Genomic DNA, 14,928 nt, shown 5'->3' with positions numbered 1-14,928 from the left:
CTGACTTTATTCATTTTATAAATGGGTATAGGAGAGTAAGAAGTTTTAAAAAAGCGGAGGTCGGTCATTTGAATATGTGGCTTGAAACAAAAAAAGCGATAGTCGTCTTGGTAGGAGCATTATTGAATGCGCTTGCGCTCAACTTGTTTTTGATACCTGCTAATGTATATTCGAGCGGCTTTACAGGAGTAGCGCAGCTTGTTTCGAGTATCGTGACAGATTACACCCCTTTTACTATTTCCACTGGAGTGCTGCTGTTTTTGTTAAATATTCCTGTAACTATTTTAGGGTGGAAAAAAGTTGGGAAGTCATTTACTGTTTACAGCTTTATCAGCGTTGCTGCAACAACTTTGTTTCTTGGAATTATTCCTATTCAAGCACTTTCTAAAGACATCATCCTTAACGCAGTTTTTGGAGGCGTTATTTTAGCGGTAGGGGTAGGAATTACGTTGAAATTTGGAGCTTCAACTGGTGGGCTCGATATTATTGCCCTGATTTTATCTCGAGTAAAGGACCGACCAATTGGCACTTATATGTTCATATTAAACGCAATTATTATCGTGCTAGCAGGTCTTTTATATGGTGCTGAGAAGTCACTCTATACGCTTGTGACGCTTTATACAACTACTCGCGTCATTGATGTTATTCATACGCGTCATGTCAAACTCACAGCAATGATCGTAACGAAAAAAGGAGTGGAGCTAAGAAAGGCGATTCACGCCAAACTTGTGCGAGGGATTACGGCGGTACCGGCTAAAGGCGGCTTTACAAACGAAGATAAAGAAATGCTGATGATTGTTTTGACTAGATACGAATTATTTGACTTGGAGCGAGTGATTAAAGAGGTAGATCCTAAAGCATTTACCAATATCGTTCAGACAACGGGAATCTTTGGTTTGTTTCGCAAGGATTAAAAAAGGTCCAGGTATTCATTACCTGGACCCTTTGTATTAATGTGTGCCTTTTAAGTCATTAGAAAGCTCTTGAAGCTGAGCTTGTTCTTCAGGAGAAGCATTTTGCTGCGCATGAGACAGCATATCAGCTGCAATGTTTTCATCAGAAGCTGCAGACGTATGAGCCTGAGACGTTTGATGATTTTGACCAGCAGCTCCCAATGTATTCTGAAGCTGCTGAAGCTGAGCTTGTTCTTCAGGAGAAGCGCTTTGCTGTGCATGAGACAGCATATCAGCTGCTACGTTTTCACTAGACGTGTGAGCTTCACCATGAGCGTGAGACTGCCCGCCTTCTAAAGTGTTTTGAAGCTGTTCAAGCTGTGCCTTCTCTTCGGAAGAAGCATTCTGAACGATATGAGACAGCGTATCAGACGTAATGTCTGCGCTTTTCTCTTGTGAATGTGATTCTCCATCTGTATCATACGCTTGATGCAATGAGTTTTGGAATTGCTTCAGCTGCTCTTGCTCCTCAGGAGAAGCGTTAGAAGCAATACTATTTAATACGCCTTCTGAAATATCAAGCTCACCATTGCTGTGCTTTTGACGGTGAAGCTGATCTTCTGAATGGCCGGATACTGCATTTCGAATCGCATCTTTTACTTGACCAAAAAGTGAATTTTTCATAAGTTACTGTCCTCCATGAGGAGTTTGGCGCTGCTGAGCTTGAAATGCTTCTGCCTCTGCCATAGTCATATGATAAGGAATTCGTTCATCATGTTTTTGAACTGCGTCTGCACCTTGTTTCACAAAACGTTTTGATCGATTGCCTCTGCCCATCATAAATTCCTCCTCGTAATATAAATAAAACCGACACCTTAAGAAGTGTCGGTTATAGTGTGTGCTAAATAAAAAAAATGATAGCGATAAAAATTTACCTTGCTTTTCAAAAAAAGCTAAGTTATAAATTTAACGTTTTTTCCAAATAATAAGCAATACCATCATTTTCATTCGATTTTGTTACTTCACGCGCTAGCTGTTTTAATTCGTTAATGCCATTTTCCATAGCGATACCGTGTCCTGCAAATTTAATCATTTCAAAATCATTGTCTTCATCTCCAAACGCAATAATTCGTTCGCGTGGAATTTGATAATGATTAGCTACGCGCTCAAGACCTACAGCTTTATTAAGTCCTTTTTTTACAATTTCAACGACATGCCAAGGTGCTCCCCAGCGTCTATGTTCTAGTACTTCTGCATGAACATCTGAAAGGTGAGAGCGTATATCTTGTACATGTTCTTCATCTGCGTGAATTAAAATAGACGTTGGATCGTGCTGCAGCGTATGACGCAAATCACCCGTTTGTAATTTAGGATCCCCTAGGCTAAGTACATCCATTAATTTTCGATCTTCAAAATGAAGATACACATCATCTTGTACTTCTGCCATGATATTGTTGATGCGATAGTCTTGCATAGCTGTCACAATGTCATGGACAGTGCGGCGGTTTAAAGGTTCGTGATGCGTGCCGAAATCAGGCTGAAGGGGGTGATGGACAAGCGCTCCGTTAAAGTTTACGATAGGCGTGGATAAATCTAATTCGCTGTAATACATAGCACTGGAACGATAAGGTCTACCAGTTGCAATCATTACAATATGTCCTTCTTGTTTTGCTTTTTCTAATACCCGTTTCGTTGTAGGTGAAATGGTTTTTTCATTCGTTAACAATGTTCCATCCAGATCTAAGGCGATTAAGTGTTGATCGTTTCTCATATAGGGCTCCTTTTAAATTGAAGTAGTTATACGATTATATTGAATTCTACTAATACTCATGCTTGTATTCCCATATTTTACACAACTTTTCCTTAGGAGCAAAGCAGAACGATTGACATGCAAAAGCTGTCTTGTTACGGTGTAAGACATAGTTATTGATTGCTTACGATAAATTGTTTAAGGGTATATTTAATACGTGAAGATAATTACGGAAGTAAAAGAAAGGAGAATGAATATGGATAAACAGTTAGAAGATAAAATCATGGAATCACTAGAGGAAGTAATTGATCCAGAGCTTGGCGTTGATATCGTAAATTTAGGCTTAGTGTACGGTGTAGAAATGGAAGAAAACAACACTGTTATCGTGACGATGACGTTAACTTCTATCGGCTGCCCGCTGGCTGGTGTGATTGGCGAACAAGTGAAAAAACAATTAATTTCGCTTGAAGAAGTAGAAAATGTAGAAGTGAATATCACATTTAATCCGCCATGGGATAAAGATCGCATGACGCGCTACGCTAAAATTGCATTAGGTGTTCAATAAGAAAAAAGCCATCAACGATGGCTTTTTTTCTTATTCAATTCTGCACAATTCCACAGGGCAGTCCTCACAGTCTATTTCTTTCTTTAAAAAAGAAAGCTTATGAATGATGATTTTTCCATCTGCCATTGAAATCACTTCGTTTTTTCGCAACTCAGCGAGCATGCGATTGACTACTTCTCGAGATGTCCCGCATAGATTGGCGATTTCTTGATTGGTTAACGTTACGTTTAATAAAATACCATTTGGCTTCATTACTCCAAAGCTATTAGACATGCGTATCAGAGTAGAATAAAGAGCACCTTTTTTTCCATTTAGAATTAAGTCTCTAAATTTTGTCTGCATTCGCTTAATTTGTAGTCCCATCCACTTCATGTACTCCATAGAAAGAGCAGGGTATTGTGCTAGTTCGTTTTCTAACACCCGTTTTTGAATACTGATTGCCGTACAAGGTTCAATAGCTTTTGCTTGAAGCATATGGGGAGTAGATCCGCAAAACAGCATGACTTCCCCGATTAAGTCTCCGGAACTCGCCAGCTGAAGCGTCAGCTCGCGTCCTTCCGGCGTCACTTTACCTACTTGCACGGCCCCTGACGTAATAAAAAATAAATGAGTTGAAGGTGAACCTTCTTGAAAGAGAAAGTCACCTTTTTTAAACGAAAGTTTATGATCAAAGTTCATAAAAAATTGCTGCAGCTCATTTGAAAAAGAATCCGTTGTGATGTTCATCATGTTATCACCTTTTAATTAAAATTTTTGCGACTGCTACTTATTAATCTATTAAGTTAGAACAGTCTGTATATGCTGTACGTCCACTGGCCGTATAAAAAATATCATACGGATGATTTTTATCGATATTCTTATTATACACAAAAACAACCAGTGTTTTCCAAAAACATCTGTGAACAATTTCTAAACAAAAATAGAAAGTTAGTTATAAAAATAAAAACTTATGAATAAATAAAAATGTTTAAAAATATAGAATAAAGTATTGGATTTTTTAAATATTCATTTGATTTTATTTTTATACGGTATTATAATGATAAATAATTCAAATAGATACGTGGAAAAAGGAGTTTTAAAATGAAAGAATACAAGGTAGGAATTGTTGGAGCAACAGGGTATGGAGGAGTAGAACTGATTCGTTTGTTAGCGAATCACCCACATTTTCATGTTTATGCAGTTTATTCATCCTCTCAGGATGGGATGGAACTAGCAGAAGTTTATCCTCACCTTTCTAATACTGTATATACGCTGCAAGATATAAACCCTAAGAAGATGGCTGAAGAATTAGATTTAGTGTTTACAGCAACTCCGTCCGGTGTTTCTAGCAAACTTGTACCTCAATTAATAGAAGAAGGAATAAAAGTGGTAGATCTATCTGGAGATTTTAGATTAAAAACAGAAGCGCTTTATGAAAAATGGTACAAAAAGCCTGCTGCAGCTGAAGCATTTTTACAGCAGTCTGTGTATGGATTATCAGAATGGTTTGCAAACGAAGTCGAACGCAGTACGTTCGTTGCGAACCCGGGTTGTTATCCAACAGCTACACTGCTTGGGCTAGCTCCCCTCGTTAGTAAACAAATGGTAAAATCAAACTCTATTATCATTGATGCAAAGTCCGGGATCTCAGGAGCAGGACGCGGTCTTTCGCAAATGGCTCATTATGCTGAAATCAATGAAAATATGAAAATATACAAAGTTAATCAACATCAGCATATCCCAGAAATCGAATCTATTTTAGAAAAGTGGGATGAAGAAATTGGCCACGTTACGTTCAATACGCACTTAGTTCCAATGACGCGAGGGATTATGAGTACAATATACGCTGAACTTTCTAAAGAAAGCTCAGTACAAGAGCTTCATCAGCTATATGTAGATACATATCAAAACTCCCCGTTCGTTCGCGTTCGAAAAGCTGGTGAATTTCCGTCTACTAAAGAAGTAAGTGCATCAAATTATTGCGATATCGGTGTTACATTTGACGAACGAACAAAGCGTGTCACGATTGTTTCTGTCATTGATAACTTAGTTAAAGGGGCAGCCGGTCAGGCCATTCAAAATGCCAATATCATGATGGGGTTTGAACAGCAAGCGGGTATCGGGCTACTGCCTGTCTTCCCATAAAGACACAGCATCACTAATCACGATAAAAGCAGGAGGGAACGTATAGTGATTACGGTTAAACAAACGAAAGAAAAGATAAAGAAAATAGAGAACGGTACAATTGTAACGCCGCTAGGGTTTTCAGCAGATGGCGTTCACGCTGGTTTACGTTATGCTAAAAAAGATTTAGGAGTTATTGTAAGCGACGTGCCAGCTAATTGCGCAGCTGTTTACACGCTTAATGCCTTTCAAGCAGCGCCTTTAGCTGTTACAAAAGAAAGTGTAGCGGTGGAGCAGAAGCTGCAAGCGATCGTTGTGAACAGCGCATGTGCAAATGCATGTACTGGAGAACAAGGATTAAAAGATGCATACCAAATGCGAAATACATGTGCAGAAAAGCTTAATATCCTACCTCATCATGTAGCGGTAGCTTCTACAGGCGTAATTGGAGAGCTTCTAGATATGAAAAAAATTGTTAAAGGTATTGGGTTATTAAGTCCTTCATCGAACAAAGAAAAAGCAGAAGAATTTCAAACGGCTATTTTAACAACAGATACAGTGATGAAGTCAGCTTGCTATGAAACAAAAATTGACGGCAAAGTAGTTACCATTGGAGGCACAGCGAAAGGATCAGGCATGATTCACCCAAATATGGCTACGATGCTTAGCTTTATCACAACAGATGCTAAGGTTGAAGCTTCAGTGCTACAAGATGCGCTAAGTTCTATTACAAATAAAAGCTTTAATCAAATTACAGTGGATGGTGATACGTCCACCAACGATATGGTTGTTGTTTTAGCAAATGGAAAAGCTGATCATCAGTCGCTTACACCAGATCATCCTGAATGGAATTCGTTTTATGAAGCACTGCGCTTGACGTGTGAAGATTTAGCCAAACAAATTGCACGCGACGGTGAAGGAGCAACAAAACTAATTGAAGTAAACGTATCTGGTGCTCATACAAACGAAGAAGCAAATGTGATTGCTAAACAAATTGTGGGCTCGAACCTAGTGAAAACGGCCATGTATGGAGCCGATGCTAATTGGGGACGAATTATTTGTTCAGTTGGATACAGCGGAGTAGCGCTTAATCCAGAAACAGTGAATGTTTCGTTAGGCAATATCCAGATGTTAGAAAACAGTCAGCCTGTTTCATTTAGTGAAGAAGAAGCAAAGACTTATTTAGAAAATGATACGGTCGAAGTCTATGTGGACTTACAGCAGGGAAGTGGGATCGGCAAAGCGTGGGGCTGCGATTTGACTTACGATTATGTCAAAATCAATGCCAGTTATCGAACGTAAGGAGAGAGTGAAATGAGCAATGAAAAAATCGTCGTTGTAAAATGCGGAGGCAGCATTGTCAACCAGTTAACAAGCGCTTTTTTTGAAAGCATTCAGCAGCTAAAAGCAAATGGATATCAGATCATTGTTGTGCACGGAGGCGGACCTGATATTCAAGATACGCTTACCAAACTTCACATTGAAACGGAATTTGTAGATGGGCTTCGAAAAACGTCCAAAGAAGCATTAGAAGTTGTGACGATGGTATTAGCAGGCAAGGTTAATAAGCAGCTTGTAAAAGATCTACAAAAAGCGAACTTAAAAGCGGTAGGACTATCAGGAATTGATGGATTATTGCTTAAAGCAGAGGCAATTGATGTGGAACGTCTAGGTTACGTTGGAGAAGTAAAAGGCGTAAACGATACATTATTAAAACAACTAACTGACAGTCAGTATATTCCAGTTGTTTCTTCCATTGGAGCAGATGAAGAAGGTAATAGCTATAATATTAATGCTGACGTGGCAGCCGGAGCCGTTGCACAAGCAGTAAATGCTGAAAAGCTGATGTTTGTAACGGATGTAAAAGGTGTGTTAAAGGATGGAGCATTGCTTCCTGAGCTTACAAAGTCAGAGATTGATGCACTTATTGAAGAAAAAGTAATTTACGGCGGAATGATTCCGAAAGTAACATCAGCGGTAAATGCGTTATCTCCTTTGCTTGAAGAAGTTCATATTATTAGCGGAACTGATGGATTTTTAGATAAGGAAGGGAAGCTGATTGGTACAGCAATTAAATATAGTGGAAAAGGTGGGGAAGATAGCGATGAGTTCATTGTTTCCAACATATCAACGGTTTGATATCCATGTGGAAGAGGCGCAAGGAACAAAATTAATAGATAACATAGGAAATGAGTATTTAGATTTTATTTCAGGTATCGCTGTTTGTAACGTAGGTCATCGTCATCCTGATGTTCAAAAAGCGGTCGAAGAGCAGTTAAATAAAGTGTGGCACGTGTCAAATTTATTTCATCAATCGATTCAAGAAGACGTAGCAGGTAAGCTTGTGGAACACTCAAACGGTGATGCAGTATTTTTCTGTAACAGCGGTGCAGAAGCCAACGAAGCGGCGATTAAATTAGCGCGTAAGTACACACAAAAACACAAAATTATTACGTTTACAAAATCATTTCATGGACGTACATTTGCTACAATGACAGCTACAGGGCAGGCAAAAATTCATGATGGCTTCGGTCCTCTTGTTAATGAGTTTGTTTACGTGCCATACAATGATGAAGAAGCATTAAAACAAGAAATGGACGACAGCGTAGCAGCCATTATGGTTGAAGTCATTCAAGGAGAAGGCGGAGTGGTTCCAGGAACCGAAGCATTTTTATTAACCATTCAAGAGCTGTGTAAAAAGCACGAAGCACTGTTTATAGTCGATGAAGTGCAAACTGGAATCGGCAGAACAGGAAAACCATTTGCTTATCAGCATTTTAACGTTTCACCAGATATTATTACAGCAGCTAAAGGATTAGGAAGCGGAATGCCAGTTGGTGCGATGATTGGAAAAGAATATCTCAAAGAAGCATTTGGACCTGGTACTCACGGAACAACCTTTGGAGGAAACCCAATTGCACTAGCTTCAGCCAAAGCAACCTTAAACATTATTTTTAATGAAGCATTTTTGGCAGAGGTTACAGAAAAAAGCCTTTATTTTACCAATGCTTTGAAAAATAGCTTAGCAGCTTATTCATTTGTAACCGATGTTCGCGGAAAAGGTTTTATGATTGGAATTGAATGCGGGGAACATCAGTCAGCATTGCTTGCAGCTATGCGTGAAAAAGGATTGCTAGCACTGGGAGCAGGACCGCATGTAGTACGATTGCTGCCGCCTTTAACTGTAACAAAAAAAGAGTTGGACCAAGCTATTCATATCATTGAAGAAGCGTTTAGCCAAACAAAAATTACTTCATAATACAAATTTTTTTGAATATGTTTGTATAAAAATTCTGTTTTATAAATAATTATTCGAAGAGGGATGCACAATGAACGGATATTTACACTTAGCAAACGGCGATTCGTTCGCCGGACACATTGAACATACAGCAACGCACCAGGCAGAAGGAGAAATTGTTTTCTTTACTGGAATGACTGGTTATCAAGAAGTTGTGACTGATCCATCTTACAAAGATCAAATTATCGTCTTTACGTACCCTTTGATTGGGAACTATGGTATCAATGAAAAAGATTATGAAAGCAAAAAGCCTCACGTAGCAGGCGTTGTCGTATACGAATGTTCAGATGAAGGGTTCCATTACGAAGCGATGTACAGCTTTAAACAATATTTAAAGAAATGGAACATTCCGCTTATTACACATGTGGATACGAGAGCGGTCGTAAAACGAATTCGAAAAGAAGGTACGATGCAATCTGCCTTTTCGACATCTGCTGAATCGCCAGCATTTACTGCTGAATGCGATGGATATGTAGTAAAAGAAGTATCAACAAAAGAGCCTGTTACTTACGGAAACGGTGAAAAACACGTTGTATTAATGGACTTTGGGTATAAAAAATCAATTTTACAAGAGCTGTTAAATCGAGAGTGCAAAGTAACAGTTGTTCCTTATTCTACAAGCTCTTCAAAAGTAAAAGAGCTGCAGCCGGATGGCATTGTCTTATCAAACGGACCTGGAGATCCAACTCAAGTGAGCAGTCAGCTGGATGAATTAAAAGAAATTATTTCATCGTATCCAACTTTGGGAATTTGCTTTGGACATCAGTTAATTGGGCTCGCTTTTGGGGCGCAAACCAAAAAGCTGGCGTTCGGTCACCGAGGAGCTAATCAGCCTGTAATTGATTTAACGACTAACAAAGTGTGTATGACTTCTCAAAATCACAGCTATGTCGTAGACGAACAGACGATTACGTCTACGCCATTAAACGTTCGATTTAAAAATGTGAATGACGGATCGGTTGAAGGTTTAATGCATAAAGACCTTCCTGTTATGTCGGTTCAATATCATCCAGAAGCACACCCTGGACCAAGTGACAGCACGTATATCTTTGATGAATTTATGACGAAAGTACAGCAAGTAGGGAGCGGAAAAGTATATGCCTAAAGACCAAACGTTAAAAAAGATTTTAGTAATCGGATCAGGACCAATCGTAATCGGGCAAGCAGCAGAATTTGATTATTCAGGAACTCAGGCATGCTTGTCATTAAAAGAAGAAGGTTATGAAGTTATCTTAATCAATAATAATCCAGCTACAATTATGACGGACACTCACGTAGCAGATCGAATCTATTTTGAACCATTAACAGTAGACTGCGTAGAGAAAATTATTGCAAAAGAAAAGCCCGATGGTTTGTTAGCCACATTAGGCGGACAGACGGGTTTAAACTTAGCCCTTGAGCTTCATGAACAAAACATTTTGCCAAAATATGATGTGAAACTTTTAGGAACGCCGATTGAATCAATTAAAAAAGGTGAAAGCCGTGAAGAGTTCCGCGCATTGATGAATGAACTGAATGAACCGGTGCCGGAAAGTGAAGTTGTTACAAAAGTAGAAGAAGCGTTAGCTTTTGCCAAGAAAATTGGTTTTCCTGTTATTGTACGTCCTGCTTATACGTTAGGCGGAACGGGCGGAGGAATTGCTCATTCTATGGAAGAGCTTGAAAAGCTTTCAGCGTCAGGTTTACGTGAAAGTGCTATTACTCAATGCTTAATTGAAAAAAGCATCGCTGGATTTAAAGAGGTTGAGTACGAGGTTATGCGCGACGTAAACAATACGTGCATCACCATTTGTAATATGGAAAACATTGATCCCGTAGGCGTTCATACTGGAGATTCGGTAGTCGTTGCTCCTTCTCAAACGTTAACAGACGTGGAATATCAAATGCTTCGCTCTGCTTCAGTTAAAATTATTTCATCGCTTGGCATTATTGGGGGTTGCAACATCCAGTTTGCGCTTGATCCAAAAAGCAAGCAGTATTATCTAATTGAAGTAAATCCGCGTGTGAGCCGTTCGTCTGCTCTTGCATCAAAAGCAACTGGCTATCCGATTGCCAAAATTGCTGCAAAGCTATCGGTAGGCTACACGCTTCATGAGTTATTAAATCCTGTGACGGGAGACACGTATGCAAGCTTTGAACCTGCTCTTGACTATGTAGTAGTGAAATTTCCAAGATGGCCGTTTGACAAGTTTTTCTACGCTGAAAGAACGCTTGGCACCCAAATGAAAGCAACTGGAGAAGTAATGGCTATTGACCGTAACTTTACACGTAGCTTCCAAAAGGCATTATCTTCTTTAGAAATTGACTTACAAGGATTAGAAGTAGAAGAACTGCAAGAACTTTCAACAGATGAATTAAAAAGCAAGCTGGGCGAACAAAGCGATGAGCGTATTTTTGTTATCCTTGAGCTTTTACGCCGAGGCACAACGCCTGAGTATATCCATGAAGTAACACAAATTGATTATTTCTATTTAACACACTTTGCACAGCTGATTAAAATGGAAGCCTCTTTAAAAGAAGTGCGTTTTGATTCGATTACAGCTGAACACTTTAAACAAGTAAAGGAGCATGGTTTTACAGATGCGTATCTAGCAAACGTATGGAATGTGCCGGAGCTTGACGTAAGAGCGAAACGTAAAGAACTACATATTACGCCAAGCTATAAAATGGTGGATACATGTGCAGCGGAATTTGAATCTTCAACGGCTTATTTCTACTCTAGTTACTACGGGGAAAGTGAGATTGAACCATCAACGAATAAAAAAGTTGCGATTATCGGTTCTGGACCAATTCGTATCGGGCAAGGAGTAGAGTTCGACTACAGCTCTGTACACGGTGTGCTAGCTCTTGAAAAAGAAGGATACGAAACGATTTTAATTAACAATAATCCAGAAACGGTAAGTACGGATTTTGAAGTAGCAGATCGCTTATATTTCGAACCTGTAACAGTAGAAGACGTATTAAATGTTCTTGATGCTGAAAATGTGACGGATGTAATTGTTCAATACGGAGGTCAAACGGCTATTTCGCTTGTTAAAGGTCTAGAAGAAGCTGGCGTTAATTTATTAGGTATTACAAATGATGTCATTGATGCACTTGAAGATCGTGACCTGTTTTATAAGCTCTTAGACGACTGCGATATTCCTCATATTCCAGGTGAAATGGCGAAAGACGCGAAAGAACTTGTACAAAAAGCAAAAGATACGGGATTCCCATTACTCATTCGTCCTTCTTACGTGATTGGCGGAAAAGGAATGCTGACAATTCAAAACGAAACGGAGCTTCAGTCTTGTTTACCGGCTATTAAAGCGTCTCATTTCCCAATGCTTATTGATGCTTACTTCCCTGGAAAAGAAGCAGAAGTTGATGTAGTAGCAGACGGAAAAGATGTGTTGATTCCGACAATCGTTGAACATATTGAAAAAGCCGGCGTTCATTCAGGAGACAGCTATGCGCTTTTACCAGCAAAAACAGTAGAAGCAGCACATAAAGAAAAAATGGTGAGCTACGCTCAAAAAATTGTAAACAAACTTCAATATAAAGGGATTATGAATATCCAATATGTTATTTACAACGATGAAGTCTACATGCTGGAAGTTAATCCGCGTGCCAGCCGTACAGTCCCTGTAGTAAGCAAAGTGTGCAACACGCCGCTTGTTTCGCTATCAACTCAAATATTGCTTGGGAAATCATTGTCGGAAATTAGTGAAAAGCTAGGTTTATTGCCGGATCCAGCTTACACAACTATCAAGTTTCCAGTGTTTTCGACAAGTAAATTATCAGGAGTTGATCCACTTGTTGGACCGGAAATGAAGTCAACTGGTGAAGGAATTGCGATTTCTTCAACGATTGAAGAAGCAGCAAAAAAAGTATTCCATCAGTATGTGTTAAGTAAAAAAGGTGCTGCAGAAGTGTATATCAACGGAGAAGCGCAGGGCCTTGAAGAACTTGTGCAAAGCGCGGGCTTAACTCTTGTTAAAGATAAAGAAGTTAGTGAATGGGTGAAAACGAAAGAAGCTTTATTATATGTAAGTTTACAGCCTGAAGATAAAGAAAGCCGTATGTCAGCATTAAAACACGGTTTAATGGTTATGACGGAGGCAGAAACGGCTTCGCTATTTTTCCAATCGTTCCAAGTCGATGAATATCACGTTTCATCACTGCAAGAATGGTTTCAAAAAACTAAAAAGGAAGTGACAGTATCATGAGTACAGTATCGGTAAATACGAATTTAAAAGGAAAAGATTTGCTTACACTTAAAGATTTATCATCAGACGATATTATGTCACTTTTGGAAAGCGCCATTGAGCTGAAAGAAAAGCATAAAAATGGTGAAATCGTAACATCGTTAAAAGGAAAAACGCTGGGGCTCATTTTTGAAAAATCTTCAACAAGAACAAGAGTCTCATTTGAAGCGGGAATGATGCAGCTTGGAGGAAACGCCCTCTTTTTAAGCAGCCAGGATTTACAGATTGGACGCGGAGAAACGATTGCTGATACAGCACGCGTACTATCTGAATTCATCGATGCTATAATGATTCGTACGTTTGAACACAGCAAGATCGAAGAGCTTGCAGATTACGCATCCATTCCCGTTATTAATGGTTTGACAGATGATTATCATCCTTGTCAGGCTCTAGCTGATTTATTAACGATTTACGAGCACAAGAAATCATTTGAAGGGCTAAAAGTAGCTTATGTTGGAGACGGAAATAATGTAGCGCATTCGTTAATGATTGCCTGTGCAAAAATGGGAATAGATATTTCAATTGGATGCCCTGATGGATATGAGCCAAAAGACTTTGTCACAGCTTATGTTCATGAAATAGCTGCTACAACAGGTGCGAAGGTTACGATTACAAAAGATCCTGTAGAAGCTGTGAAAAATGCCGATGCTATTTATGCAGACGTATGGACAAGTATGGGACAGGAAGAAGAAGCACAGCAGCGTTTGAAAATATTTGCTCCTTATCAAGTAAATGAAGAACTAGCTGCCTATGCTAAGTCAGACTATTTATTTCTGCACTGTTTGCCTGCGCATCGTGAAGAAGAAGTAACAGCAAGCATTATTGACGGACCAAATTCTGTTGTTTTTCAGCAGGCTGGAAATCGTATGCATGTACAAAAAGCTTTGCTGCAAGCCATTTTAGCTTAAGAGAAAAACCCTTTCTGAGAATATCAGAAGGGGTTTTTTGTTTAAAGGGAATTAATTGTGGGAACACCAACTGTATACTAAACAGAACGAAAGGTGATTTATGATGAAAGTATTAGTTGTTGGAGCAAACGGAACAACGGGAAAACAAGTGGTAGAAAAAGTTGCAAACAGCAAGCAGCACGAAGCTTATGCGATGATTCGCGACGAAAAGCAAGCAGACGCGTTAAAGAAGCTGGGTGCCAACGTTGTGCTTGGTGACTTGGAGCAAGATGTTTCAGATGCTTTAAGAGGTATGGACGCTGTCATATTTGCAGCAGGGTCTGGAGGACATACGGGAGACGAAAAAACAATCGCTGTGGATCAAAACGGCGCTAAAAATATCATTGATGAAGCAAAAAATCAAGGTGTAAAGCGCTTTGTTATGTTAAGTTCAATGGGAACAGACGCACCTGAACAAGGACCAGAAGGCTTACAGCTTTACCTGCGTGCAAAAGCGATAGCGGATGAATACTTAAAACAGTCTAATCTACAGTATACAATTGTACGACCAGGAACTTTATCGAATGATCAAGCTACTGGGAAAATTGATATCAATAATGATATTGAAGATAAATCTCAGACGATTCCCCGAGCAGATGTAGCAGCCGTACTTGTAGAATGTCTAAACGAAGAAGCTACGATAGGAAAAACGTTTGAGATGCTAGCTGGAGAAACTGAAATCGAACAAGCTATCAAATTTACTCATTAATATAAAAGGGCGGATCTAAAGGTCTGCTCTTTTTCTCTGCCTAATATGAAAACATCTCCATTATGAAACAGAAATCTTAAGGGAATAGTATAGGAGAACATTTCATTTCAGGAATGAGGAGGCAGGACAATGGGACAAAATCGTCATTTCACACCGGGTCAAAAAGCTCCTAATAACGGAGTGTATATTGAAATTGGTGAAACAGGAAGTAACGTAAATAATCCTCAAAAGGTTAAATTAAAAGCAGGAGAGCGTTTTCCAGAGACGGCCAACGATGATCGCCACTGGACGTACATGCGTAAGCCTTAAATAGTAAAAAATAAAGAAGCCATTCTAAATTGAATGGCTTTACTTGTTTTCCTATTGCTGGGTATAATGAAATAAAGGTCAATAAAGGTCAAATGTATCGAAGGAGG

General features: G+C 39.2%; 15 protein-coding genes. 11 read left to right on the top strand and 4 right to left on the bottom strand.

Going from position 1 to position 14,928, the window contains the following annotated elements; genetic code table 11:
* Positions 1-74: 74 nt before the first annotated feature.
* On the top strand, positions 75-914 hold the full coding sequence (locus AC1DEF_RS20130; protein WP_176521299.1) for a YitT family protein: 840 nt from the start codon (positions 75-77) through the stop codon (positions 912-914).
* 36 nt (positions 915-950) lie between these two features.
* Here AC1DEF_RS20130 and AC1DEF_RS20125 read toward each other — a convergent pair whose 3' ends face one another.
* From AC1DEF_RS20125 to AC1DEF_RS20115, 3 genes are all read right to left on the bottom strand, one after another.
* Positions 951-1,577, bottom strand: coding sequence for a DUF3813 family protein (locus AC1DEF_RS20125; RefSeq protein WP_097824335.1), 627 nt, complete (start codon positions 1,575-1,577; stop codon positions 951-953).
* 3 nt (positions 1,578-1,580) lie between these two features.
* A complete protein-coding gene (locus AC1DEF_RS20120; protein ID WP_013055382.1) occupies positions 1,581-1,733 on the bottom strand; it encodes a hypothetical protein in 153 nt (50 codons plus the stop codon).
* 118 nt (positions 1,734-1,851) lie between these two features.
* Positions 1,852-2,664 carry a Cof-type HAD-IIB family hydrolase gene (locus tag AC1DEF_RS20115; protein ID WP_050691042.1) on the bottom strand — a complete coding sequence of 271 codons (813 nt, stop codon included), beginning with the start codon at positions 2,662-2,664 and terminating at the stop codon, positions 1,852-1,854.
* Between the two features lie 235 nt (positions 2,665-2,899).
* On the opposite strand from AC1DEF_RS20115, the gene AC1DEF_RS20110 reads away from it, so the two are divergent.
* The gene (locus AC1DEF_RS20110; protein WP_013055384.1) at positions 2,900-3,208 is read left to right on the top strand and encodes a metal-sulfur cluster assembly factor; all 309 of its coding nucleotides are present in this window, start codon (positions 2,900-2,902) and stop codon (positions 3,206-3,208) included.
* Positions 3,209-3,238: 30 nt separating this feature from the next.
* Here AC1DEF_RS20110 and AC1DEF_RS20105 read toward each other — a convergent pair whose 3' ends face one another.
* Complete coding sequence (locus AC1DEF_RS20105; RefSeq protein WP_097824334.1) at positions 3,239-3,937, bottom strand: Crp/Fnr family transcriptional regulator; 699 nt, start codon at positions 3,935-3,937, stop codon at positions 3,239-3,241.
* Between the two features lie 351 nt (positions 3,938-4,288).
* Between AC1DEF_RS20105 and argC the strand changes: the two genes are divergently transcribed.
* From argC to AC1DEF_RS20060, 9 genes are all read left to right on the top strand, one after another.
* Positions 4,289-5,332: an N-acetyl-gamma-glutamyl-phosphate reductase gene (gene argC / locus AC1DEF_RS20100; protein ID WP_097824333.1), complete on the top strand. Its 1,044-nt coding sequence runs from the start codon at positions 4,289-4,291 to the stop codon at positions 5,330-5,332.
* Between the two features lie 45 nt (positions 5,333-5,377).
* Entirely contained in the window at positions 5,378-6,613 is a 1,236-nt protein-coding gene (argJ, locus tag AC1DEF_RS20095; RefSeq protein ID WP_097824332.1) for a bifunctional ornithine acetyltransferase/N-acetylglutamate synthase, read from the top strand.
* Between the two features lie 12 nt (positions 6,614-6,625).
* Positions 6,626-7,450 (top strand): acetylglutamate kinase, encoded by an 825-nt coding sequence (gene argB, locus AC1DEF_RS20090; RefSeq protein WP_097824331.1) that lies wholly within the window; start codon positions 6,626-6,628, stop codon positions 7,448-7,450.
* Positions 7,416-8,570, top strand: a complete 1,155-nt coding sequence (locus AC1DEF_RS20085) for an acetylornithine transaminase (RefSeq protein WP_097824330.1) — start codon at positions 7,416-7,418, stop codon at positions 8,568-8,570. Before argB ends, AC1DEF_RS20085 begins: the two co-directional genes overlap by 35 nt.
* Before the next feature lie 70 nt (positions 8,571-8,640).
* Positions 8,641-9,714: a carbamoyl phosphate synthase small subunit gene (locus tag AC1DEF_RS20080; RefSeq protein ID WP_028407453.1), complete on the top strand. Its 1,074-nt coding sequence runs from the start codon at positions 8,641-8,643 to the stop codon at positions 9,712-9,714.
* The gene (locus AC1DEF_RS20075) at positions 9,707-12,817 is read left to right on the top strand and encodes a carbamoyl phosphate synthase large subunit (RefSeq protein ID WP_097824329.1); all 3,111 of its coding nucleotides are present in this window, start codon (positions 9,707-9,709) and stop codon (positions 12,815-12,817) included. The genes AC1DEF_RS20080 and AC1DEF_RS20075 overlap by 8 nt, the downstream gene beginning before the upstream one ends.
* A complete protein-coding gene (argF, locus tag AC1DEF_RS20070) occupies positions 12,814-13,764 on the top strand; it encodes an ornithine carbamoyltransferase (RefSeq protein ID WP_013081737.1) in 951 nt (316 codons plus the stop codon). Before AC1DEF_RS20075 ends, argF begins: the two co-directional genes overlap by 4 nt.
* A gap of 103 nt (positions 13,765-13,867) precedes the next feature.
* On the top strand, positions 13,868-14,512 hold the full coding sequence (locus AC1DEF_RS20065; protein ID WP_097824328.1) for an SDR family oxidoreductase: 645 nt from the start codon (positions 13,868-13,870) through the stop codon (positions 14,510-14,512).
* A gap of 129 nt (positions 14,513-14,641) precedes the next feature.
* Positions 14,642-14,821 carry a YjzC family protein gene (locus AC1DEF_RS20060; protein WP_013055394.1) on the top strand — a complete coding sequence of 60 codons (180 nt, stop codon included), beginning with the start codon at positions 14,642-14,644 and terminating at the stop codon, positions 14,819-14,821.
* Positions 14,822-14,928 lie beyond the last annotated feature (107 nt).

Source organism: Priestia sp. 10L35 (assembly GCF_056395685.1).
This window is presented reverse-complemented; position numbering and strand designations above follow the sequence as displayed.

Coding starts and splice junctions, on each gene's coding strand:
- AC1DEF_RS20130 (WP_176521299.1), top strand. CDS start 75: ATGTGGCTTGAAACAAAAAAAGCGATAGTCGTCTTGGTAGGAGCATTA.
- AC1DEF_RS20125 (WP_097824335.1), bottom strand. CDS start 1,577: ATGAAAAATTCACTTTTTGGTCAAGTAAAAGATGCGATTCGAAATGCA.
- AC1DEF_RS20120 (WP_013055382.1), bottom strand. CDS start 1,733: ATGATGGGCAGAGGCAATCGATCAAAACGTTTTGTGAAACAAGGTGCA.
- AC1DEF_RS20115 (WP_050691042.1), bottom strand. CDS start 2,664: ATGAGAAACGATCAACACTTAATCGCCTTAGATCTGGATGGAACATTG.
- AC1DEF_RS20110 (WP_013055384.1), top strand. CDS start 2,900: ATGGATAAACAGTTAGAAGATAAAATCATGGAATCACTAGAGGAAGTA.
- AC1DEF_RS20105 (WP_097824334.1), bottom strand. CDS start 3,937: ATGATGAACATCACAACGGATTCTTTTTCAAATGAGCTGCAGCAATTT.
- argC (WP_097824333.1), top strand. CDS start 4,289: ATGAAAGAATACAAGGTAGGAATTGTTGGAGCAACAGGGTATGGAGGA.
- argB (WP_097824331.1), top strand. CDS start 6,626: ATGAGCAATGAAAAAATCGTCGTTGTAAAATGCGGAGGCAGCATTGTC.
- AC1DEF_RS20085 (WP_097824330.1), top strand. CDS start 7,416: ATGAGTTCATTGTTTCCAACATATCAACGGTTTGATATCCATGTGGAA.
- AC1DEF_RS20080 (WP_028407453.1), top strand. CDS start 8,641: ATGAACGGATATTTACACTTAGCAAACGGCGATTCGTTCGCCGGACAC.
- AC1DEF_RS20075 (WP_097824329.1), top strand. CDS start 9,707: ATGCCTAAAGACCAAACGTTAAAAAAGATTTTAGTAATCGGATCAGGA.
- argF (WP_013081737.1), top strand. CDS start 12,814: ATGAGTACAGTATCGGTAAATACGAATTTAAAAGGAAAAGATTTGCTT.
- AC1DEF_RS20065 (WP_097824328.1), top strand. CDS start 13,868: ATGAAAGTATTAGTTGTTGGAGCAAACGGAACAACGGGAAAACAAGTG.
- AC1DEF_RS20060 (WP_013055394.1), top strand. CDS start 14,642: ATGGGACAAAATCGTCATTTCACACCGGGTCAAAAAGCTCCTAATAAC.